Annotated in this window: 18 protein-coding genes and 1 tRNA gene; 9 read left to right on the top strand and 10 right to left on the bottom strand. The window is 65.3% G+C overall.

The window, feature by feature from the left end; genetic code table 11:
- Positions 1-31: 31 nt before the first annotated feature.
- Positions 32-2,389, bottom strand: coding sequence for a 5-methyltetrahydropteroyltriglutamate--homocysteine S-methyltransferase (metE, locus tag ACX36O_RS02635; protein ID WP_488360009.1), 2,358 nt, complete (start codon positions 2,387-2,389; stop codon positions 32-34).
- Positions 2,390-2,495: 106 nt separating this feature from the next.
- Between metE and ACX36O_RS02630 the strand changes: the two genes are divergently transcribed.
- On the top strand, positions 2,496-3,431 hold the full coding sequence (locus tag ACX36O_RS02630; protein ID WP_213358913.1) for a LysR family transcriptional regulator: 936 nt from the start codon (positions 2,496-2,498) through the stop codon (positions 3,429-3,431).
- Here ACX36O_RS02630 and ACX36O_RS02625 read toward each other — a convergent pair.
- From ACX36O_RS02625 to ACX36O_RS02600, 6 genes are all read right to left on the bottom strand, one after another.
- Entirely contained in the window at positions 3,400-3,867 is a 468-nt protein-coding gene (locus ACX36O_RS02625; RefSeq protein WP_213358911.1) for a GntR family transcriptional regulator, read from the bottom strand. The genes ACX36O_RS02630 and ACX36O_RS02625 overlap by 32 nt on opposite strands.
- A 21-nt stretch (positions 3,868-3,888) precedes the next feature.
- A complete protein-coding gene (locus ACX36O_RS02620; RefSeq protein ID WP_488360008.1) occupies positions 3,889-4,749 on the bottom strand; it encodes an isocitrate lyase/PEP mutase family protein in 861 nt (286 codons plus the stop codon).
- 30 nt (positions 4,750-4,779) lie between these two features.
- Positions 4,780-5,964, bottom strand: a complete 1,185-nt coding sequence (prpF, locus tag ACX36O_RS02615) for a 2-methylaconitate cis-trans isomerase PrpF (protein WP_213358901.1) — start codon at positions 5,962-5,964, stop codon at positions 4,780-4,782.
- A 1-nt stretch (position 5,965) separates the two neighbouring features.
- Positions 5,966-8,596, bottom strand: coding sequence for a Fe/S-dependent 2-methylisocitrate dehydratase AcnD (gene acnD, locus ACX36O_RS02610; protein ID WP_213358897.1), 2,631 nt, complete (start codon positions 8,594-8,596; stop codon positions 5,966-5,968).
- 146 nt (positions 8,597-8,742) lie between these two features.
- Entirely contained in the window at positions 8,743-9,918 is a 1,176-nt protein-coding gene (gene prpC / locus ACX36O_RS02605) for a bifunctional 2-methylcitrate synthase/citrate synthase (RefSeq protein WP_213358895.1), read from the bottom strand.
- On the bottom strand, positions 9,915-10,310 hold the full coding sequence (locus ACX36O_RS02600) for an acyl-CoA thioesterase (RefSeq protein WP_250130952.1): 396 nt from the start codon (positions 10,308-10,310) through the stop codon (positions 9,915-9,917). The genes prpC and ACX36O_RS02600 overlap by 4 nt, the downstream gene beginning before the upstream one ends.
- 112 nt (positions 10,311-10,422) lie before the next feature.
- On the opposite strand from ACX36O_RS02600, the gene ACX36O_RS02595 reads away from it, so the two are divergent.
- From ACX36O_RS02595 to ACX36O_RS02580, 4 genes are all read left to right on the top strand, one after another.
- Positions 10,423-11,838, top strand: a complete 1,416-nt coding sequence (locus tag ACX36O_RS02595) for a short-chain fatty acyl-CoA regulator family protein (RefSeq protein WP_213358892.1) — start codon at positions 10,423-10,425, stop codon at positions 11,836-11,838.
- Positions 11,839-12,002: 164 nt separating this feature from the next.
- Positions 12,003-12,257, top strand: a complete 255-nt coding sequence (locus tag ACX36O_RS02590) for a type II toxin-antitoxin system Phd/YefM family antitoxin (RefSeq protein WP_213358890.1) — start codon at positions 12,003-12,005, stop codon at positions 12,255-12,257.
- Between the two features lie 13 nt (positions 12,258-12,270).
- A complete protein-coding gene (locus ACX36O_RS02585) occupies positions 12,271-12,762 on the top strand; it encodes a type II toxin-antitoxin system VapC family toxin (protein ID WP_213358888.1) in 492 nt (163 codons plus the stop codon).
- A gap of 207 nt (positions 12,763-12,969) precedes the next feature.
- Positions 12,970-13,170: a hypothetical protein gene (locus ACX36O_RS02580; RefSeq protein ID WP_213358886.1), complete on the top strand. Its 201-nt coding sequence runs from the start codon at positions 12,970-12,972 to the stop codon at positions 13,168-13,170.
- A gap of 89 nt (positions 13,171-13,259) precedes the next feature.
- Here the strand turns inward: ACX36O_RS02580 and ACX36O_RS02575 are convergent.
- Positions 13,260-13,336 (bottom strand) — tRNA-Val (locus ACX36O_RS02575).
- A 165-nt stretch (positions 13,337-13,501) separates the two neighbouring features.
- On the opposite strand from ACX36O_RS02575, the gene ACX36O_RS02570 reads away from it, so the two are divergent.
- A complete protein-coding gene (locus ACX36O_RS02570) occupies positions 13,502-14,065 on the top strand; it encodes an antibiotic biosynthesis monooxygenase (RefSeq protein ID WP_371687169.1) in 564 nt (187 codons plus the stop codon).
- Between the two features lie 6 nt (positions 14,066-14,071).
- Here ACX36O_RS02570 and ACX36O_RS02565 read toward each other — a convergent pair whose 3' ends face one another.
- Both ACX36O_RS02565 and ACX36O_RS02560 read right to left on the bottom strand, forming a co-directional pair.
- Positions 14,072-16,333, bottom strand: a complete 2,262-nt coding sequence (locus ACX36O_RS02565; protein ID WP_371687170.1) for a RelA/SpoT family protein — start codon at positions 16,331-16,333, stop codon at positions 14,072-14,074.
- 82 nt (positions 16,334-16,415) lie between these two features.
- Positions 16,416-17,348 (bottom strand): alpha/beta fold hydrolase, encoded by a 933-nt coding sequence (locus ACX36O_RS02560; protein ID WP_488360007.1) that lies wholly within the window; start codon positions 17,346-17,348, stop codon positions 16,416-16,418.
- 107 nt (positions 17,349-17,455) lie between these two features.
- Here ACX36O_RS02560 and ACX36O_RS02555 point away from each other — a divergent pair, with 107 nt between their 5' ends.
- The 3 genes from ACX36O_RS02555 to ACX36O_RS02545 all read left to right on the top strand — a co-directional run bounded on the left by ACX36O_RS02555 (position 17,456) and on the right by ACX36O_RS02545 (position 20,146).
- Positions 17,456-18,238: a 3-hydroxybutyrate dehydrogenase gene (locus ACX36O_RS02555; RefSeq protein WP_371687172.1), complete on the top strand. Its 783-nt coding sequence runs from the start codon at positions 17,456-17,458 to the stop codon at positions 18,236-18,238.
- Between the two features lie 147 nt (positions 18,239-18,385).
- The gene (locus ACX36O_RS02550) at positions 18,386-19,606 is read left to right on the top strand and encodes a multidrug effflux MFS transporter (protein WP_371687174.1); all 1,221 of its coding nucleotides are present in this window, start codon (positions 18,386-18,388) and stop codon (positions 19,604-19,606) included.
- Positions 19,607-19,609: 3 nt separating this feature from the next.
- Positions 19,610-20,146 carry a GNAT family N-acetyltransferase gene (locus ACX36O_RS02545; protein ID WP_488360006.1) on the top strand — a complete coding sequence of 179 codons (537 nt, stop codon included), beginning with the start codon at positions 19,610-19,612 and terminating at the stop codon, positions 20,144-20,146.
- The last annotated feature ends 74 nt before the right edge of the window (positions 20,147-20,220 follow it).

Below are 20,220 nucleotides of genomic sequence, written 5' to 3'. Positions count from 1 at the left end.
CAGGCTCCCGGCCACAATGGCCCCGGGGCGATCAGGCGATCAGGGCTGGCTCCCGCTCGCGCTCCCCGGCAGCCGCACCGCCCAGTTCCGTCCGCAACCGCTGCGCTGCCTGCACCATGCGGGACAGCGCCGCCTCGGTCTCCGGCCAGCCGCGGGTTTTCAGGCCGCAATCCGGGTTGACCCACAGGCGCTCGACCGGCACCACCGTTGCCGCCTTGCGCAGCAGGCGCTCCATCTCCTGCGCCTCCGGGACGCGCGGCGAGTGGATGTCGTACACACCGGGACCAATCTCGTTCGGGTAATGGAAGTCGCCGAAGCCGCGCAGCAACTCCATGTCCGAGCGGCTGGTTTCGATGGTGATCACGTCGGCATCCAGCGCGGCGATATCCGGCAGGATGTCGTTGAACTCGCTGTAGCACATGTGGGTGTGGATCTGCGTTTCGTCACGCACGCCGCTGGCGCTGATGCGGAAGGCGCGTGCCGCTTGGTCGAGGTAGCTGCGCCAGCCGGCACGGCGCAGCGGCAGCCCTTCGCGGAAAGCCGGTTCGTCGATCTGGATGATGGCGATGCCCGCTTTTTCCTGATCCACCACCTCGTCGCGGATGGCCCAGGCAATCTGCTCGCAGGTGAGTGCGCGCGGCTGATCATCGCGCACAAAGGACCATTGCAGCATGGTGACGGGGCCGGTAAGCATGCCCTTCATCCAGCGCGGCGTGAGGCTTTGCGCATACTGCGTCCACGCAACTGTCATGGGCGCGCGGCGGAGCACGTCGCCGTAGATGACCGGAGGCTTGACGCAGCGCGAACCATAGCTCTGCACCCAGCCATTGGCGGTAAAGGCATAGCCGTCGAGCTGCTCGCCGAAGTATTCCACCATGTCGTTGCGCTCGGCCTCGCCATGCACCAGCACGTCCAGCCCCAGCGCCTCCTGACGGCGAACGACATCGCGGATTTCCTCCTGCATGCGCGTGCGGTAGGCTTCTTCGGTCAGCGCTCTCTTGCGCAATGCCGCGCGCGCGGCGCGGATGGCGGGGGTCTGCGGGAACGAGCCGATGGTGGTGCTGGGAAGCAGCGGCAGTTTCAGATGCGCGCGCTGTGCCGCCTGCCGCACGGCAAAGGCAGATGCCCGCTGGTCGTCACCGGGTACGCTGCTGACGATACGCCGCGCCACTTCCTCGCGGTGGACCCGGGTGCTGCTGCGGCGGCTCTGCAGGGCCGCGCGGGCGCTGTCCCACGCGGATTGCTGCGCCGCCGGCAGTTGACCGCCCAGATCCAGCGCCGCACGCAGCAAGCCCAGTTCCGCCAGTTTTTCCTGTGCGAAGGCCAGCCAGGAACGCAGCTCGGGATCAAGCCGCTCTTCCGACTCGAGGCTGATCGGCACGTGCAGCAGCGAGCAGGACGGCGCCAGCCACAGCTCGCCCTTGTGCTTGGCTGCCACTTCGCGCAGGCGTGCCAGCGCAGCGTCCAGATCGGTGCGCCACACATTGCGCCCGTCGACAATGCCGACCGACAGCACCTTGTGTGGCGCCGCCAGCCAGTCGGCCACGCGAAGCAGCTCGGCCGGTGCGCGCACGGCATCCACATGCAGGCCGGCCACGGGCAGCTGGCAGGCCATGCGCAGGTTGTCATCCAGCGGCGAGAAATAGCTGGCCAGCAGGATGCGCGGTGCGCTGCGGGCCAGCTGCCAGTACGCGCGCTCGAAAGCATGGCGCCAGGCATCAGGCAGATCCAGGCCGAGGATGGGCTCATCCAGCTGCACCCATTCCACGCCGCGCTCAGCCAGCCGCGCCAGGATGCGCTCGTAGGCACCCAGCAAATCGTCGAGCAGCTTGAAGCGGTCGAATCCGGCTTGCTTTTCCTTGCCCAGCCAGAGGAAGCTCAGCGGGCCCACCAGCACCACCTTCACCTTGTGGCCCAGCGCCTGCGCCTGCTCCACTTCCGCCAGCAGGCGGTCGGCCTGCCCGGCAAAGCGCGTGTCGGGATGGAATTCGGGCACCAGATAGTGGTAGTTGGTATCGAACCACTTGGTCATCTCCAGCGCGAAGGTGCCGCCCTCTTCGGCCGCTCCGTCTTCCTGCGCCACGCCGCGCGCCATGGCGAACGCGCGCAGCAGGTCGGCCTCCGCGCAGTCAAAGCCGAAACGCGCCGGCTCGCACCCCAGCCACTGGATGTGGTTGAGCATATGGTCGTAAAAGGCAAAGTCGCCAACGGTCACCAGATCAAGTCCGGCGTCTCGCTGGGCCTGCCAGTGGCGCTGGCGCAGCTCGGCGCCGGTCGCCTCCAGGGCTTGCAGGCTGATCTCCTTGCGCCAGTATTGTTCCAGCGCGAATTTCAGTTCGCGCTGCGCGCCGATGCGCGGAAATCCCAGGGTATGGATGGTGCTTGGCATTGCTCACTCCTTGTATGCACAAATTTCAAAATCAGATGCGCTATGATGAGTTTTATTAATAAATGAATCAAACGAAACTTTTTGCCCCTCACTATTAGTCATTCTCATGATCCAGTCCCCGCTCGAGATTCGTCACCTGCGCACCCTGTCCGCCCTGCGGGATGCGGGCAGCCTGGTGCGCGCCGCCCAGTGGCTGCACCTGACCCAGTCAGCCCTGTCGCACCAGATCAAGCTGCTGGAAGACCGCTATGGCACACCGCTGTTCGAGCGCAAATCGGTGCCGCCGCGCTTTTCCGCTACCGGGCAGCGCCTGCTGCAACTGGCGGATGCCGTGCTGCCGCAAATCGACGCCGCCGAGCGCGATGTGGCGCGCCTGGTGTGCGGCGGTGCCGGGCAGTTGCGCATCGTGGTCGAATGCCATACCTGCTTCGACTGGCTGATGCCGGTGATGGACGCCTTCCGCACCGCCTGGCCCGAAGTGGAACTGGATATCGTCTCGGGCTTTCATCCCGACCCGGTGGCGCTGCTGCTGCAGGAGCGCGCCGAAGTGGCCGTGGTGTCGGAGATGGATGCGCAGGATGCCGACAGCGGCGTGCAGTTCCACCCGCTGTTTTCCTATGACATCGTCGCGCTGCTGGCCAACACCCATCCACTGGCAGCCAGGCCCTTTCTGCAGGCTGAAGACTTTGCCGACCAGACACTGATCTCCTATCCGGTGCCCGATGACATGCTGGACCTGATGCGACAGGTGCTGCTGCCGGCCGGCATCCAGCCGGCGCAGCGGCGCACCACCGAACTGACCGCCGCCATGCTGCAACTGGTGGCAAGCGGCCGCGGCATTGCAGCCCTGCCGCGCTGGGCCGTGCAGTCCTACTTGGATCGCGGCTACGTCACCGCACGTCCCATCGGCGCGCAAGGACTGACGGGCCAGCTGTTCCTCGCCTGCCGCGCCGATCTGGCCGGACAGGCCTGGCTGCCGGATTTCGTACACACCACGCGCGAGACCTGTTTCATGCAGCTCGCTGGCGTGCGCCTGCTTTAGCCGCCATGCGCTGCTCGAAGGCGGGGCCGTAGGCCAGGCGCAGACGTCCCTCCGCCAGGGCCAGCATATGTCCCAACAGGGAAGCCTCCCGTTGCGCAGGCGGGGTACGCCGTGCCTGCGTATGCAACAGGCGATACAGCCGCTCCGCCTCGCGTCGTTCCTCGGCGCTGATCACCGCCACATGCATGCCGTAATGCGGCCGCGCAACCAGCAGGCCCTCGTACTGCAGACGCTTCAGCGCTTCGCGCACCGGTGTGCGGCTGATGCCGTACTCCTCCACCAGCGAGCGTTCATCCATGGCCTGGCCGGGCGCAAACTCGTGGCGGAGCACGCGCTGGCGCAGGTCGTCCACCAGGCGATCGCACAGGGCCCGAGCGGGTGGCAGCATGCCACGCGCCGCGCCATCCAGCCGCAGGGTTTCCGGCACTTGCAACACGCTACCGCCTCCCTCCCGGCCTCAGCGGTAGCGCTGTTCCAGGGCGTCCCATTCCGGCTTGCCCACCAGGCGCTGACGCTCGGCAAACGGCGCCACCAGGCCGCTGGACTCCTGCACTTCCTTCTCGTCGCGCAGCACCACAAGCGCCTTCTGCATGCCGGCCACAGCACCCTGCAGCGCGGCGTTGGCATACAGCACCAGGCCATAGCCGAGCTCGCCCAGCTCGGTGGCGTTGAAGATCGGCGTCTTGCCGCCGATCACCATGTTCATCAGCTGGGGCTTGTCCAGGCGCTGCGGCAGCGCGCGAATCTCGTCGGCCGTGGTCACGGCTTCGACGAACAGGATGTCGGCACCGGCTTCGGCAAAGCGCTGCGCCCGCTCCACGGCCGCTTCGAAGCCATGCACGGCCGCCGCATCGGTACGCGCCATGATGAGCAGATCACTGTCGCGGCGCGCATCGGCAGCGGCCTTGATCTTGCTCACGGCCTCTTCGGTGGAGATCTCCTCCTTGCCGGAAAAATGGCCGCAGCGCTTGGGTGCCACCTGGTCTTCCAGCTGGATGCAGTCGGCACCGGCCCGTTCCAGCGTGCGCACCGTGTGGTACACATTCAACGCATTGCCAAAACCGGTATCGGCATCGACGATCAACGGCAGGTTGACGGCATCGCGAATGCGCGCGGTATGGTCGGCGATTTCATGCAGGCCCATGAACCCCTGATCGGGCATGGCAAACCACATGTTGGTCACGCCGGCGCCGGTGATGTAGATGGCCTCGAAGCCCAGATCCTCGATCACCTTGGCAGAAAGGGCGTTGAATGCGCCGGGCACAAGCACGCCACGGCGCGCTTCGGCCAGGGCCTTGAGTTGCTGACGGGGGGTCATAGGGCTGTTCTCCTGATTCTTTTCTTCGACTTAAAAACTGTCGGCCGGCACATACACCATGCCTTCCATCAACACGCGGGCACTGCGGCTCATCAGCGCCTTGGACACGCGCCACTGCCCTTGCTCCTCGATGGCTTCTGCGCCCACGCGCAGCGTGCCGGAAGGATGGCCAAAGCGCACTGCCTGGCGCGTGCCGCCACCCGCGGCCTGGTTGACCAGCGTGCCGGGGATCGCTGCGGCGGTGCCAATGGCCACGGCAGCCGTGCCCATCATCGCGTGGTGCAGCTTGCCCATGGACAGCGCCCGCACCAGCAGGTCGATCTCGCCCGCCTGCACCGGCTTGCCGCTGGATGCGGTGTACTCCGCCGGCGGAGCCACAAAGGCCACCTTGGGCGTGTGCTGGCGCTGCGCGGCTTCGTCCACGCTGCGGATCAGCCCCATGCGCAGCGCGCCCGCGGCACGAATGGCCTCGAATCGGGCCAGCGCCTGCGCATCGCCATTGATGGCTTCCTGCAGCTCGGTACCGGTGTAGCCGATATCCGCCGCATTCACGAATACGGTCGGAATGCCGGCGTTGATCAGCGTGGCCGGCAGGCTGCCGATATCGGGCACGTCCAGCGTATCGACCAGATGGCCGGTGGGGAACATGGCGGCGCCCTCGCCCTCCTCGGCCGGATCGACGAATTCCAGCCGTACCTCCGCCGCCGGAAAGGTCACGCCGTCCAGCTCGAAATCGCCGGTTTCCTGCACCTGGCCGCTGGCCATGGGCACCTGCGCGACGATGGTCTTGCCGATATTGGCCTGCCAGATGCGCACCGTGCAGATACCGTCCATCGGCACCCGCTGCGCATCCAGCAGTCCGTTGGCAATGGCAAATGGCCCGACTGCTGCGGAGAGATTGCCGCAGTTGCCGCTCCAGTCCACAAAGGGCTGGTCGATCGCCACCTGGCCGAACAGATAGTCCACATCATGGTCGGCACGACTGCTGCGGCTGACAATCACGGTCTTGGAGGTGGACGAAGTGGCGCCTCCCATGCCGTCGATCTGCTTGCCGTACGGATCGGGACTGCCGATCACGCGCAGCAGCAGCTTGTCACGCGCCGCGCCGGGCTGCTGCGCAGCAGCCGGCAGGTCCTGCAGGCGAAAGAATACGCCCTTGCTGGTACCGCCGCGCATATAGGTGCCGGGAATGCGGATCTGGGGTGCGAATGCCATCTCAAGCCTCCTGTTGCTGCGCAAGAAAGTCCTGCGCAAAGCGCTGCAGCACGCCGCCCGCCTCGTACACCGACACTTCCTCGGCCGTATCCAGACGGCAGATGACCGGCACCTCCAGCACATCGCCGTTGCGGCGCGTGATGCGCAGCGTCAGCGTAGCGCGCGGCGTGCGCTCGCCCAGCACATCGTACTGCTCGCTGCCGTCCAGCTTCAGCGTCAGGCGCGTGGTGCCGGGCTGGAATTCCAGCGGCAGCACGCCCATGCCGATCAGGTTGGTGCGATGGATGCGCTCGAAGCCTTCGGCCACCACCACTTCCACTCCGGCCAGACGCACGCCCTTGGCGGCCCAGTCACGGCTGGAGCCCTGGCCGTAATCGGCCCCTGCAACAATGATCAGCGGCTGGCGGCGGTTCAGATAGGTCTCGATCGCCTCCCACATGCGCACCACCCGCCCTTCCGGCTCGATACGCGCCAGCGAACCGGCACGCACGCTGCCATCGGCATTGCGCACCATCTCGTTCTTGAGCGTCGGGTTGGCAAAAGTGGCGCGCATGGCGGTCAGGTGATCGCCGCGGTGCGTGGCGTAGCTGTTGAAGTCCTCTTCGGGCAGACCCATATTCGCCAGGTATTGGCCCGCCGCCGAATCGGCCAGAATGGCGTTGGAGGGCGACAGATGGTCGGTAGTGATGTTGTCCGGCAACACGGCCAGGGCGCGCATGCCGGCCAGCGTGCGCGGGTAGGCCGCCAGCGCGCCCACGCCCTCCGCATCCCAGTAGGGCGGGCGGCGGATGTAGGTCGATTGTGGGCGCCAGTCATACTGCGGGGACACGGTTTCACCATCGTCCTGGCGCAGGGCGAACATCGGCTCATAGACCTTGCGGTACTGCTCCGGCTTGACGGCCTGCGCCACCACGGCGTCGATCTCCGCATCGCTGGGCCAGATGTCCTTCAGGCGAATGTCCTTGCCATCCACGCTACCCAGTACGTCGTTCTCGATATCGAAGCGCACGGTGCCGGCAATTGCGTAGGCCACCACCAGCGGCGGCGATGCCAGGAATGCCTGCCTGGCATAAGGATGGATGCGGCCATCAAAGTTGCGGTTGCCCGACAGCACCGCCGTGGCGTAGAGGTCGCGATCGATGATTTCCTGCTGAATCTCGGGATCCAGCGCACCGCTCATGCCATTGCAGGTGGTACAGGCAAACGCGACAATGCCGAAGCCCAGTGCCTCCAGGTCCCCCAGCAGGTCTGCTTCCTGCAGATATAGCTCGACCGCTTTGGAACCCGGTGCGAGGGAGGTCTTGACCCAGGGCTTGCGCGTCAGGCCGAGGCGATGTGCATTGCGTGCCAGCAGCGCCGCCGCAATCACGTTGCGCGGGTTGCTGGTATTGGTACAGCTGGTAATCGCGGCAATGATGACCGCGCCATCCGGCAGCAGGCCTTCGGCCTCTTCGGCCCGCGCCATCTCCAGCTTGATCGGCCCGGCAATGCCGCGCTTGACCAGTTCGCTGGTCGGCAGGCGGCGGTGCGGGTTGCTCGGGCCGGCCATGTTGCGCACCACGGTGGAGAGATCGAAGCGCAGTACGCGTTCGTATTGCACATTGGCCAGCGTATCGGCCCAGAAGCCGGCCTGGCGCGCATACGTTTCCACCAGCTGCACCTGCTCGGGCTCGCGGCCGGTCAGGCGCAGATAGTCCAGCGTCTGTTCGTCGATGGCAAACAGCGCAGCGGTGGCACCGTATTCGGGGCACATATTGGAAATGGTGGCGCGGTCGCCAATCGTCAGACTGCGCGCACCCTCGCCGTAGAATTCGAGGTAGGCACCCACCACTTTTTCCTGGCGCAGGAATTCGGTCAGCGCCAGCACCACATCGGTCGCGGTAATGCCCGGCTGGCGGCGGCCGGTCAGCTCCACGCCGACGATATCGGGCAGGCGCATCCAGGAAGCGCGGCCCAGCATCACGTTCTCGGCCTCCAGTCCGCCCACGCCCACTGCAATCACGCCCAGCGCGTCCACGTGCGGCGTGTGGCTGTCGGTACCGACGCAGGTATCGGGAAAAGCCACCCCGTCCTGCACATACACCACGGGCGACATCTTTTCCAGATTGATCTGGTGCATGATACCGTTCCCGGCCGGGATCACATCGACATTGGCAAATGCCTTTTTCGTCCAATCAATGAAGTGAAAGCGGTCTTCGTTGCGGCGATCCTCGATGGCGCGGTTTTTGGCGAATGCGTCCGGCACATGGCCGCCACACTCCACCGCCAGCGAATGGTCCACGATCAGCTGCACCGGCACCACCGGGTTGACGGCGGCCGGATCGCCTCCCTCCTTGGCAATGGCATCGCGCAGACCGGCCAAATCCACCAGCGCGGTCTGGCCCAGAATGTCGTGACACACCACGCGCACCGGGTACCACGGAAAATCCCGGTCGCGGCGGCGCTCGATCAGCTGGCGCAGGCTGTCGTCCACGATGGCCGGATCCGCCTTGCGCACGATGTTTTCCGCATGCACGCGTGCGGTGTACGGCAGAGTGTCCCAGGCGCCAGGCTGCAATTGCTCCACGGCGGCACGCGCATCAAAGTAGCTCAGCGCCGTACCGGGAAGGGGTTTTTTGTATTCAGTATTCATGGGAGGATGCAGGTTCGCCGCCTTGCGCCATCCACCAGCCTGGGCGAGGCCGGCAGCAGAAGCAGGCAGCATACCGGGCAAGGCCTGCACACAGCGCCTTGCCGGTGGATCAAAACAAAACTACGCGACAGGGTTCGGCAAGAACCTCAGCCCCGCGCCTCGATCGGCACAAAGCGCTGGTCTTCCGGGCCCGTGTAGTTGGCACTGGGGCGGATGATCTTGTTGTCCACGCGCTGCTCGATCACGTGCGCCGCCCAGCCGCTGGTGCGCGCGATCACGAACAGCGGCGTGAACATGGCGGTGGGCACGCCCATCATGTGGTAGCTCACCGCGCTGAACCAGTCCAGGTTGGGAAACATCTTCTTGACTTCCCACATCACCGACTCCAGGCGCTCGGCAATGTCATACATCTTGGTCGAGCCGGCCTCTTCCGACAGCGCCCTGGCCACGCCCTTGATCACCACATTGCGTGGATCGCTGAGGGTGTAGACCGGGTGACCAAAACCGATCACCACTTCCTTGCGCTCCACGCGGGCGCGGATATCGGCCTCGGCCTGATCCGGATTGTCGTAGCGCTTCTGGATCTCGAACGCCACCTCGTTGGCGCCGCCATGCTTCGGACCGCGCAGCGCACCAATGGCGCCGGCAATCGACGAGTACATGTCGCTGCCGGTACCGGCAATCACGCGTGCCGTGAAGGTGCTGGCGTTGAACTCGTGCTCGGCGTACAGGTTGAGCGAGGTGTGCATGGCACGCACCCAGCTTTCCGGCGGAGCTTCGCCATGCAGCAGATGCAGGAAGTGGCCGCCAATGGAGTCGTCATCCGTCTCCACCTCGATGCGCTTGCCCTGCGTGCTCCAGTGGTACCAGTACAGCAGCATGGAGCCGAGCGATGCCATCAGGCGGTCGGCAATATCGCGGGCGCCGGGAATATTGTGGTCATCCTTCTCCGGCAGCACGCAGCCCAGCGCCGACACGCCGGTGCGCATCACATCCATCGGATGCGCACTTGCCGGCAGCTTTTCCAGTGCCTCCTTCACGCTGGCCGGCAGCCCGCGCATGGCCTTGAGCTTGGCCTTGTAGGCCTTCAGTTCGGCCCGCGTCGGCAGCTTGCCATGCACCAGCAGATGCGCGACCTCCTCGAACTCGCACACCTCGGCCATGTCCAGAATGTCGTAGCCGCGATAGTGCAGATCGTTGCCGCTGCGGCCGACCGTGCACAGCGCCGTATTGCCGGCCGCCACTCCCGACAGCGCCACGGATTTCTTGGCCTTGGGCGCAGCCACCGTTGCCGGTGCGGCGATCGTTGCGTCAGTTCTCATGTTGTCTCCTGATTGATGTAACGCGTTGCCATGGGCTGCGGACGACCCTTGCCGTCCACCGCCACCATCTCGAACACCCCCTTGAGCGCCAGTTCCTCAGCCAGGGCGGGCCGGCTGATCACGCCATGCACGCACACGGTGAGCGAACTGCGCCCCATGCGGCTGACCCAGGCACGCAGATGCAGCACGCTGCCCTGCGGCACGGGCGCCAGGAACTCCACGCCGCTTACCGCCGCCATCACGACATTGGCCTGCGCGCATTGCCGTGCCGCGACGAAGGCCGCCTTGGCCAGCATCTGCAGGGCATTGCCGCCGAACAGCGTGCCGTAGTGGTTGGCGTGCTCGGGGAACACGATTTCGGTCATTTCGGTAGTGGCTTGGGGATGTCGCATAATTCGCAATGTACGCAATCCTCTGCTGCAAAATAAGCCCTGAATTGGCGAATGGTTGCCAATAAATTCGCCTGTTTTGCAAATTTTGCGAATCCGCTTGCAAGGAACCCCGATGCGAAAGACTTTCATGGGCGTGCGCCTGCGCAGCCTGCGCGCCGAACGCGGCATGACGCAGGTCGCCATGGCACAGGCGCTCGGCCTGTCGCCCAGCTACCTCAACCAGCTCGAGCAGGACCAGCGCCCGCTCACCGCCTCCGTGCTGCTCAAGATCCACCGCGTGCTCGATGTGGACATCCAGCAGTTCTCCGAGGATGAAGAGGCGCGCTTCGTCGCCCAGCTGCAGGATGCCCTGGCCGAAAACCCCGCTGGCGAAACCGTCGACCAGGCCGAGCTGCGCGAAGTCGCCGCCAAGCTGCCGAAAATCGGCCGCATCCTGCTCGCCCTACAGCGCCGCCACCTGGAAGACCTGCAGCGGCAAGAGGCACTCGCCGCCGGCCTGGGCGACGTGCGCGGCCCCTCCCCGGCCACCCGCCCCATGCCCTACGAAGCGGTGCGCGACGTGTTCTTCACGCACCGCAACTACTTCCACACACTGGATATCGCCGCCGAAACCCTGGCCGACGAAGCCCGTGCCCATGGCGGCGCCCTGGCCGACTGGCTTGCCACCCGTCTGCGCGAGCGGCATGGCGTGCATGTCACGCTCACCAGCGCCGCCACGCAAGGCTCGCTGCGCCACTTCGATGCGCAGGCACATGTGCTGCAGCTCTCTGGCCAGCTCGCCCCGGCGCAGCGCGCCTTCCAGCTGGCCACCCAGCTCGCCCTGCTGGAACACACCGCCGACATCGACACCATCGTCTGCGCCGCCGCGCTGGACCACGATGCATCCCTGCTGCTGCGCCTGGGCCTGGCCAACTACCTGGCGGGCGCGCTGCTGCTGCCCTACCGCCTGTTCCTGCAGAGTGCCGAAGCCCTGCGCTACGACATCGACCTGCTGGCGCAGCGCTTCGGCGTGGGCTTCGAAACCGTGTGCCACCGCCTGTCCACACTGCAGCGTCCGCAGATGCCGGGCGTGCCCTTCTTCTTCATCCGCGTGGACCGTGCCGGCAACATCTCCAAGCGCCAGTCCGCCACGCACTTCCACTTCTCCAAAACCGGCGGCACCTGCCCGCTGTGGAACGTGTACGAAGCCTTTGCCAAGCCGGGCGAGATACAGCGCCAACTTGCCCGCATGCCCGACGGCCGCACCTACCTCTGGATTGCCCGCACCGTCACCCACAGCGAAGGCGGCTTCGGCGCTCCCAGCAAGACCTTCTCCATCGGCCTCGGCTGCGACGTGCGCCACGCCGGCCGCCTCGTCTATGCCAAAGGGCTGGACCTGAAAGACCCCGACGTCGCCACCCCGATCGGCATGGGCTGCAAGGTGTGCGAACGCGCCGCCTGCCCGCAGCGCGCATTCCCCTTCACCGGGCGGCCGCTGGATGTGAATGAAAACGACAGCCGGTTTGCGCCGTATGCGGTGGCGACCTGATTGTTGCCATTCGTGAGCCGGTCAATCGGCGCATGCTGTCAACCTTCCTGCGACAACCCGCCATCCGTATTGCCGGAGCGCGTCACAAGCGCATGACTTCCTTGTCGCCAATCCAACAATGTAGTAACATGACTACATTCATCCACGGACATCAGGAGGGACTCATGACCGTGACCACTCTCACCAGCCGCGAATTCAACCAGGATCTCAGCCGCGCCAAGCGCGCTGCCCTGGAAGGCCCGGTCATCATCACCGACAGAGGCAAGCCAGCGCATGTGCTGTTAAACATTGAGGAATACCGTCGGCTTACCACCGCTCCACGCACACTGGCCGAAGCTCTCGCCATGCCTGGCGCCGCCGATATTCCGTTTGACCCGCCACGGCTGAATATTGGCCTTCGCATCCCCGATTTCGACTGACAGTCCACTGCCCATGTATTTGCTCGATACCAATGTGGTTTCCGAACTGCGCAAGGCCATGCACGGGCGTGCCGATCCACGCGTTGTCGCTTGGCAGGCTCAAGTCGATCCAAGCCACTGTTTCATAGCTACCACTACTGTCATGGAGCTGGAAATCGGCATCCTCCGGATGGAAAGGCGCGACGCCATGCAGGGCGCCATACTCAGACAGTGGCTGGAGCAGCATGTGTTACCTGCTTTCTCCCAGCGCATCCTGTCCTTTGATCTTGCCACTGCCCGACAGTGTGCCCGGTTGCATGTGCCTGATCCCCGTTCCGAACGGGACGCCATGATCGCCGCCACCGCTTTGGTACATGGACTCACTGTCGTGACGCGCAACGCCGCTGACTTTGAAGCTACTGGCGTGCCGTTGCTGAACCCTTGGGGAAAATGGACGTTGCAGGAACAGAGCGCCGACTACCTGCACCAGACCTGTGCAAGCACCACCCCCGTTTTCGCTCGCTGAGTTGTTGTTCAGGAAACGCGCGCGCCCTTTCAACCGGCATTCCCACCGATGCCTACGGGCTCGAAGAAGTCTGCCTTTAGCCTTGAGCAAACGTTTCCAGTTGCAGGTCTTTCCTGGATGGCACCAACGTCAGGTTACGTCTTGCCTTGCTCCCACAGGCATGCATTGCTAGCCTGACCGCTCCCCTCTCATCAGGAAAGGAATCCTATGCACCTGCTATCCGTCGCCTATCACGAAGACTCCGAAGGCTGGATCTACTGGATCTGGAAGGACAATCCCATGGTCGGCAACATGTGCGGCCTGGAGGCCCACAGCCAGGGCCCCGTGTACCCCAGCTACGAAGAGGCACTGAAGGCCGGCGCCGCTGCCCTGCAGCGGGTGGATCACGCCCACGAAGCGGGCATCTGAGCTCGCACGGGCCGACCATTCAGGCAAGAAAAAAGCACCTTAGCCGTCAGCCTAGGTGCTTCCAAGTATTTGATCTACCAACAAAAAGTTGGTAGGCGCGAGAGGACTCGAACCTCCGACCCCCACCATGTCAAGGTGGTGCTCTAACCAGCTGAGCTACGCGCCTGTAATTCAGAAGCGAGAGTATAGCACGCGTTTTTCACGGTTTTCAAGACCGCGACACTTTTCGTCGGATTTCTGCACCATCCTCCCCGACCACCCCGTCGGCCGCATGCAGAATCAGCAACAGCATACGAAGCGCCGCCAGACGCCACCCACGGAGGAAAACACGATGAATACCCAGCCCGCCGCCCCTGCAGCTGCAGTCACCCGAATCGCCAGCCGCCGCGCCCGCGCAGGACAGGAGGCCGCCTACGAGGCGCTGGTGCGCGAGATGTTCGAGCAGATGCGCCAGACACCGGGCTTCCGCCACGGGCAGCTGGTGCCACCCGAGCAGGCCGGCGGGCTCTACCATGTGATTTCGCAATTCGACTCCGAAGCGGCACTGCAGGCCTGGAACGCCTCCCCCAAACGCGCCGACATCCACGCCCGCATGCGCGCCGTGGCCGAAGACGAACCCGAGTACCGCGTCCTGACCGGCCTGGAAGCCTGGTTCGCTCCCGCCGTGGTGCCCGCCACCATGCACCCGCCCCGCTCACGCATGGCCTTCGTCACCTGGCTCGGCATTTTCCCGACGGCGGCCTTCTTCCTCTGGTTCGTGGCGCCGCTGGTCGCGCACTGGCCCTTCCTGCTGCGCACCGCGCTGATCACCGGCCTGATCGTGGCCACCATGACTTGGCTGGTCGCGCCACGCCTGACGCGCTGGATGCGCGGCTTTCTCAACCCGAAACGCTGAACACCCTCAGCGCCGCCGCGTCCCCAGAATGCCGTCCATCACCGACAGCTCGCCGAGCACCTTGTTGAGCCGGTGCGTGTCGCTCACCTGCACGGTCAGCATCATGTGGCTGATTTCCTTGCCGGCATCGCTGTGCAGGCCCACCACCGGCATCTTCTCGCGCGCAAACAGTTCGCTGATGTCGCGCAACAGGCCGGCGCGGTCCGTCGCCTGCACCAGAATGTCGACCGGGTAGGCGGCAGTCCCGCCCTCCAGCCCCTGCCACTGCACCTCGATGGCGCGCTCGGGATTGTCGCGCACCATGCTGCGGTAGTTGGGACAGTCGGCCCGATGCACGCTTACGCCCTTGCCGCGCGTGACGAAGCCACCGATGGCATCCGGCGGTGCCGGCTTGCAGCACTTGGCCAGTTGCGTCATCAACGAGCCCATGCCCACCACCAGCACCCCCCCCTTGGGTGCCGGCCGGTGCGACTTGCGGTCGCCCTTGGCCGCCTGCTTCTGCAGCAGGATCTCATCCTGCGACAGCTGCGGTGCCTGCGGCTTGAGCACCGCCTCGATGTTGCGCAGCGAAAATTCGTCCTTGCCCACCACCTCGAACAGCGCATCCGCATCCGAAAACCCGAGCTGCCCGGCCAGATCATCGAGCTTGACCGCCGTCTTGCCTTCGCGCTGCAGCAGCTTCTCCACCGCATCGCGACCGCGGGCAATCGCGTCCTGCAAGGCCAGTGCATTGAACCAGGCGCGCACCTTGGCACGGGCGCGGTTGCTCACCAGATAGCCCTGTTCCACGTTCAGCCAGTCGCGTGAGGGGCCACCCTCCTTGGCCGCCGTGATCGACACGGTCTGCCCGTTGCGCAGCGGCGTGTTCAGCGGCACCATGGCCCCGTCCACCTTGGCGCCGCGGCAACGGTGGCCCAGGGTGGTGTGCACGCTGTAGGCAAAGTCCACCGGCGTGGCGCCCTGTGGCAGTTCGACGATGGCCGCTTCCGGCGTCAGCACATAGATCTTGTCGTCCAGCACCACATTCGGCTGCTCGGGCTCGGGCGCCTGCTCGCCCCCCGCGGCAAACTCGCGCTCCCAGGCCAGCAGCTGGCGCAGTACCGCAATCTTCGCGTCATAGGCGCTGTTGGCGCTGTGGCCGGCATAGCCCTTGGCCCCGGCCTCCTTGTAGGCCCAGTGCGCCGCCACCCCGCTCTCGGCGTGATCGTGCATGTCCTGCGTGCGGATCTGGATCTCGACTGGGCGCACCCGCCCGTCCTCTCCCAGCTGCCGGATCACCGTATGCAGCGACTGGTAGCCGTTGGCCTTGGGCTTGGCGATGTAGTCGTCAAACTCCGAGGGGATGGGCTCGTGCTGGCTGTGCACCCAGCTCAGCGCCGCATAGCAGTCCTTCACCTCGGGCACGATCACGCGCAGCGCCATGCGGTCGTAGATCTGCTCGAAATCCAGCCCCTTGCCACGCATCTTCTTGACGATGCTGAAGATGTGCTTGGGCCGCGCCTGCACGCTGGCCGTGATGCCCTGCGCGGCCAGCCCCTCGCGCACCTGCCGGCGCAATTCCTCGGCGCGCTGCTCGCGCTCGGTGCGCTTTTCGTCGAGCAGGCGCGCTACGGAACGGTAGGTGTCCGGCTCCAGAAAGCGGAACGCCAAGTCTTCCATTTCCCACTTGATCTGCCAGATGCCCAGCCGGTTGGCCAGCGGCGCCAGCACGTGCAGCGCCTCGTAGGCCAGCGCATGCGGCACCGGCAGCTTGGTGGCGGCATAGTGGCGCAGGGTCTGCAGGCGCGAGGCCAGGCGCAGCAGGATCACGCGCAGGTCGCGCGAGAAGGCCAGCAGCATCTTGCGCACCGCCTCCACCTGCTCGGCGGGGCTGCCCAGGCCGCTGCTGCCCGGCTGCACGCGTTGGCTCTGCTGCAGCCGCATCAGGCGCGTGGCCTGCAGCGCCAGCTGCGCATATTCGTCGCCAAAGGCCTGCTCGATCATCTCCTGCGGGCGGCTCAGATGGTCGGCCGCATACACCAGATAGGGCACGGCCTGCAGCGAGACGGCGCCACCCATCTGCTCCAGGATTTTGGCCACGCCGTCGGCATGCTCCAGCTCGTTCTCGCCGCTCGGCAGGCTGCAGTTGACCAGCAGCGGGCCGGCAAACTGGCGCGCGCGCGTCAGCACGTCGGCCTGGGTTGGCAGGGTGTCGGAACTGGCCTGGACGATGCCGGCCACTTCGTCATCGGGGGAATGCTTGCCTGCGGGGGCACTTGCGGGATTCATGGTTCAACCTGTGCCGGCTCTCGGGCCGGTCTCTCGTCATTCTCGTTGGCACGCTGCCTGCCGGCAGCCATGCCATGCTCAATCAGCTGTCTGCATCCAGCAGGAAATGCCGTATCGTCTCCACCTGCTCCGGCTGCACCAGCGCAGGCGCATGGCCCACGCCGGCAAACTCGACCAGGCGCGGTTTGGGCCCATGCTCGGTCATCGCCTTGGCCGCGGGAGCCGTCAGCAGATCGGATTCGGCTCCGCGCAGCAGCAGCGTGGGCGTGCGGATGGCCTCGTACAGCTTCCACAGCAGCGCCTCGCCCTGCACAAAGGTTTCGCGCGGCACATGGCGGAAGGCCAGGCCCAGCAGCGGGTCGTAGTGCAGTTGCAGGCCGCCTTCGTGGTGCGGGCGCAGCATGGGGCGGTTGATTTCGGCCCACTGCTCGGGCGTATGCGGCCCGAAATTGGCAAAGCGCAATTCCAGCGCCGCCAGCGCCTCGGCCTCGTCGGCAAAATGGCCGGTATCCATCACGTAGCTGCCGATGCGCTGGATCGACTCCCAGGCGATCACCGGGCCCACGTCATTCAACACCAGCTTGTGGATGGGCGATGGCAGCGGCCAGGCCTCGGTGGCCATCACGGCATGGATGCCCATGGCAATCAGGCCGCCCATGCTGGTGCCGACCCAGTCGAGACGTCCGATCGGCGCCTGCTGGTGCAAGTGCGCCAGCAGCTGCAGCATGGCGCCCACGTAAGTTGGCACCTGATACAGCGCAGGATTGCGCAGCCACTCGCTTTGACCGCGACCGGGAACATCCGGACAGATGATGCGCATCGGCGGCAGGCCGCGCTGCTCGGCATCGGCCAGCAGCGCACGCGCCAGCACGTCGAAGTCGCGTCCCTGGCGCGTCAGGCCGTGCACGCACAGCACCACGTGCGAGGCATTCGGGTCGCCCCACTGCCACCAGGCCATGCGGAAAGCGTGGTCACCGGAGGTGCATACAATGTGCTGGAGTGTGGGCTGTGTCATGGTCGGACATCCGCAAGTCAACGTGGATAACAGGCTGGCAGGGCGGCGCGCCCCATACGGATTCATCGTACCTGAATAATCCCCGCAGAGACGCAAGGAGAAACTACATGCTCAAGGGAAAAACCGCGCTGGTCACCGGATCGACCAGCGGCATCGGTCTGGGAATCGCCAAGGCACTGGCAGCCCAGGGCGCCAACGTGGTGCTGAACGGCTTTGGTGACCACGAAGGCCCGCAGCGCGAAGTCGAGCAGGCCGGTGCCGCCCACGGCATCGCCACCGCCTACCACGGCGCCGACATGAGCAAGCCGGTCGAGATCGAAGCCATGATGGCCTTTGCCGCCGAGAAATTCGGCCGCGTCGATATCCTGGTGAACAACGCCGGCATCCAGCATGTGGCGCGCGTGGAGGATTTTCCCGTCGAGAAGTGGGATGCGATCATGGCCATCAACCTGAGCAGCGCCTTCCACGCCACGCGCCTGGCCATCCCCGCCATGCGCGAAGCCAACTGGGGCCGCATCATCAACGTGGCGTCTATCCACGGCCTGGTGGCATCCGTTGAAAAATCCGCCTACGTGGCGGCCAAGCACGGCGTGATCGGCCTGACCAAGGTCACCGCGCTCGAGAATGCCACCACCGGCGTCACCTGCAACGCCATCTGCCCGGGCTGGGTGTTGACGCCGCTGGTGCAAAAACAGATCGACGCGCGCGCGCTCGAGGGCAACATCAGCGTGGAAGAAGCGCAGAAGAACCTGCTGCGCGAAAAGGAACCCTCCCTGCAGTTCACCACGCCTGAAGAGCTCGGCGCACTGGCCGTGTTCTTCTGCTCGCCCGCCGGCAACAACGTGCGCGGCGTGGCGTGGAACATGGACGGGGGTTGGACGGCGCAGTAATACCAGCCCGGCCACGGAGGAGCGGAACGGTCACGGACCCTCGCCCTCCTCACGCAACGCCACCGACCATGCCGTCTGTGTACAACAGGCGGCTTTTTTCGTTGTGCGGCCGCCGCGACCGTCCAAATCCCCGTATCCTCACCGGCCATGTCTTCCTATTTCCGACTGCTCCTGCTGCTGTCCGCCCTCACCATGGTCGGCCCGCTGGCGATCGACGCCTACCTGCCGTCGTTCAGCGCCATCCGGCAGGACCTGAAAACCGATGAAGTGATGGTCCAGCAGACGCTGGGCCTGTTCCTGTTTGCCTTTGCCGGCATGATGCTGTTCTACGGCACGCTGTCCGATGCCTTCGGGCGGCGCAAGGTGATTCTGGTGTCGCTGGCGGTCTATACACTGGCTTCGCTCGGCGCCGCGCTCAGCCCGAGCATCGAATGGCTGCTGTTCTTCCGCGTGCTGCAGGGCCTGGGCTCCGGCGGCGGTACCGTGGTCAGCCGCGCCATCGTGCGCGACCTGTTCAAGGGCGCCGAGGCACAGCGCATGATGTCGCACATGACCATGGTGTTCGGTCTGGCACCGGCCATTGCGCCCATTCTGGGCGGCTGGCTGCAGGTGCTGCTGGGCTGGCGCTGGGTGTTCGGCTTCTCGGTGCTGTTCGGGCTGCTGATGCTGGTGCTGGTCTGGCGCCATCTGCCCGAGAGCCTGCCGCCGGAAAAACGCCAGCCTTTCCATCCGGGCGCCATCGCCACGCAGTACATCAACTGTCTGCGCCACCCGCGTTTCGTGCTGCTGATTCTGGTGCTGGCCATGGCCTTTGCCGGTTTCTCGCTCTACATCGGCTCGGCCTCGCATTTCATCATGGACATCCTGCACCTCGAGGAGACCGATTTCGGCTGGATGTTCATTCCGCTGGTGGGCGGCCTGATCACCGGTTCGGCCATCGCCGGCCGGCTGGCGCACCGGCTGTCACGCCGCACCTTTGTGCAGACCGCCTTCGGCATCATGGCCACCGCAGCCATCTTCAACGTGAGCTACAACCTGCTGCAGGGCGACCAGCTGCGCCTTCCCTGGGCGGTGCTGCCGCTGTTTATCTACAACTTCGGCCTATCCTTCCTGACGCCGGCGGTGACGATGGGGGCGATGGATTTCTTCCCGCACAACCAGGGCTTGGCCTCGTCGCTGCAATCGTTCACGCAGATGGTGGTGTTTGCCACCATGGCCGGCGTGGTAGTGCCGCTGCTGTTCGGCAGCGGGCTGTATCTGGCGCTGGGCATGGCGATCATGGCCTGCCTGAGCCTGCTGTTCTACTTCCTGTTCCGGCTGCTGCATGCGCGCGCTGTGGGGCCGGAGGCTGCACCCCCGCCCCGCTGAGCCATGCCTGCCCATTTTTTCCACATCCGCCGCGCGAGCCTGCACGACCTTGCTGCCATCGAGAGGATCCAGCACGAATGCTATGGTGCGGACTTTCATGAAGGGCAGGACGCGTTTGCCAACAAGATCCGGCAGGCGCCGGACTATTGCCTGGTGGCGGAGTGTGCGCAAGGCACCGTGCTGGGCTACTTCATGTGCCTGCTGGCAAGTGCCGAGCGGTTTCCCTGCCTGCATGCGGATGACTTCCAGTGCCCCGGCGATCCGGACATCCTGTATCTGCATGACATGGCCCTGTCCGCTTCCGCCCGGGGCCGCGGCCTCCGGCAGGCCTTTCTTGCCGCCATCTACCGCACTGCACGGCAGAACCAGGCATTGAAAGACGTGTTTCTGGTGGCGGTTCAGGGTGCCGAAGTGGTATGGGAAAGGGAAGGCTTCCAGCCCGTCAATGCCCGTGCCGTCGGTCTGTCCGCCTCGCTGGAAACCTATGGCAGCAGCGCGGTCCTGATGAAAAAACCCCTGCAGCCTGCCGTCGCGCGCTGAACATGGTGGCTTGCGCCCATGTGCCACGGGGCAGCCGCCGGCAGTGACCAGCAACCCTGCAGGCAACCCTAGCG

Source organism: Brachymonas sp. KE5, assembly GCF_057773645.1.
Note: the sequence above shows the minus strand (reverse complement) of the source record. Positions and strands in the feature narration are given on the sequence as shown.

What these genes read in the sequence shown, in the direction of transcription:
- ACX36O_RS02545 (WP_488360006.1), top strand. Translation starts at nt 19,610, where the DNA reads ATGCCTGCCCATTTTTTCCACATCCGCCGCGCGAGCCTGCACGACCTT.
- acnD (WP_213358897.1), bottom strand. Translation starts at nt 8,596, where the DNA reads ATGAATACTGAATACAAAAAACCCCTTCCCGGTACGGCGCTGAGCTAC.
- metE (WP_488360009.1), bottom strand. Translation starts at nt 2,389, where the DNA reads ATGCCAAGCACCATCCATACCCTGGGATTTCCGCGCATCGGCGCGCAG.
- ACX36O_RS02630 (WP_213358913.1), top strand. Translation starts at nt 2,496, where the DNA reads ATGATCCAGTCCCCGCTCGAGATTCGTCACCTGCGCACCCTGTCCGCC.
- ACX36O_RS02560 (WP_488360007.1), bottom strand. Translation starts at nt 17,348, where the DNA reads ATGACACAGCCCACACTCCAGCACATTGTATGCACCTCCGGTGACCAC.
- ACX36O_RS02590 (WP_213358890.1), top strand. Translation starts at nt 12,003, where the DNA reads ATGACCGTGACCACTCTCACCAGCCGCGAATTCAACCAGGATCTCAGC.
- ACX36O_RS02600 (WP_250130952.1), bottom strand. Translation starts at nt 10,310, where the DNA reads ATGCGACATCCCCAAGCCACTACCGAAATGACCGAAATCGTGTTCCCC.
- prpC (WP_213358895.1), bottom strand. Translation starts at nt 9,918, where the DNA reads ATGAGAACTGACGCAACGATCGCCGCACCGGCAACGGTGGCTGCGCCC.
- ACX36O_RS02580 (WP_213358886.1), top strand. Translation starts at nt 12,970, where the DNA reads ATGCACCTGCTATCCGTCGCCTATCACGAAGACTCCGAAGGCTGGATC.
- ACX36O_RS02595 (WP_213358892.1), top strand. Translation starts at nt 10,423, where the DNA reads ATGCGAAAGACTTTCATGGGCGTGCGCCTGCGCAGCCTGCGCGCCGAA.
- ACX36O_RS02565 (WP_371687170.1), bottom strand. Translation starts at nt 16,333, where the DNA reads ATGAATCCCGCAAGTGCCCCCGCAGGCAAGCATTCCCCCGATGACGAA.
- ACX36O_RS02585 (WP_213358888.1), top strand. Translation starts at nt 12,271, where the DNA reads ATGTATTTGCTCGATACCAATGTGGTTTCCGAACTGCGCAAGGCCATG.
- ACX36O_RS02620 (WP_488360008.1), bottom strand. Translation starts at nt 4,749, where the DNA reads ATGACCCCCCGTCAGCAACTCAAGGCCCTGGCCGAAGCGCGCCGTGGC.
- prpF (WP_213358901.1), bottom strand. Translation starts at nt 5,964, where the DNA reads ATGGCATTCGCACCCCAGATCCGCATTCCCGGCACCTATATGCGCGGC.
- ACX36O_RS02570 (WP_371687169.1), top strand. Translation starts at nt 13,502, where the DNA reads ATGAATACCCAGCCCGCCGCCCCTGCAGCTGCAGTCACCCGAATCGCC.
- ACX36O_RS02555 (WP_371687172.1), top strand. Translation starts at nt 17,456, where the DNA reads ATGCTCAAGGGAAAAACCGCGCTGGTCACCGGATCGACCAGCGGCATC.
- ACX36O_RS02550 (WP_371687174.1), top strand. Translation starts at nt 18,386, where the DNA reads ATGTCTTCCTATTTCCGACTGCTCCTGCTGCTGTCCGCCCTCACCATG.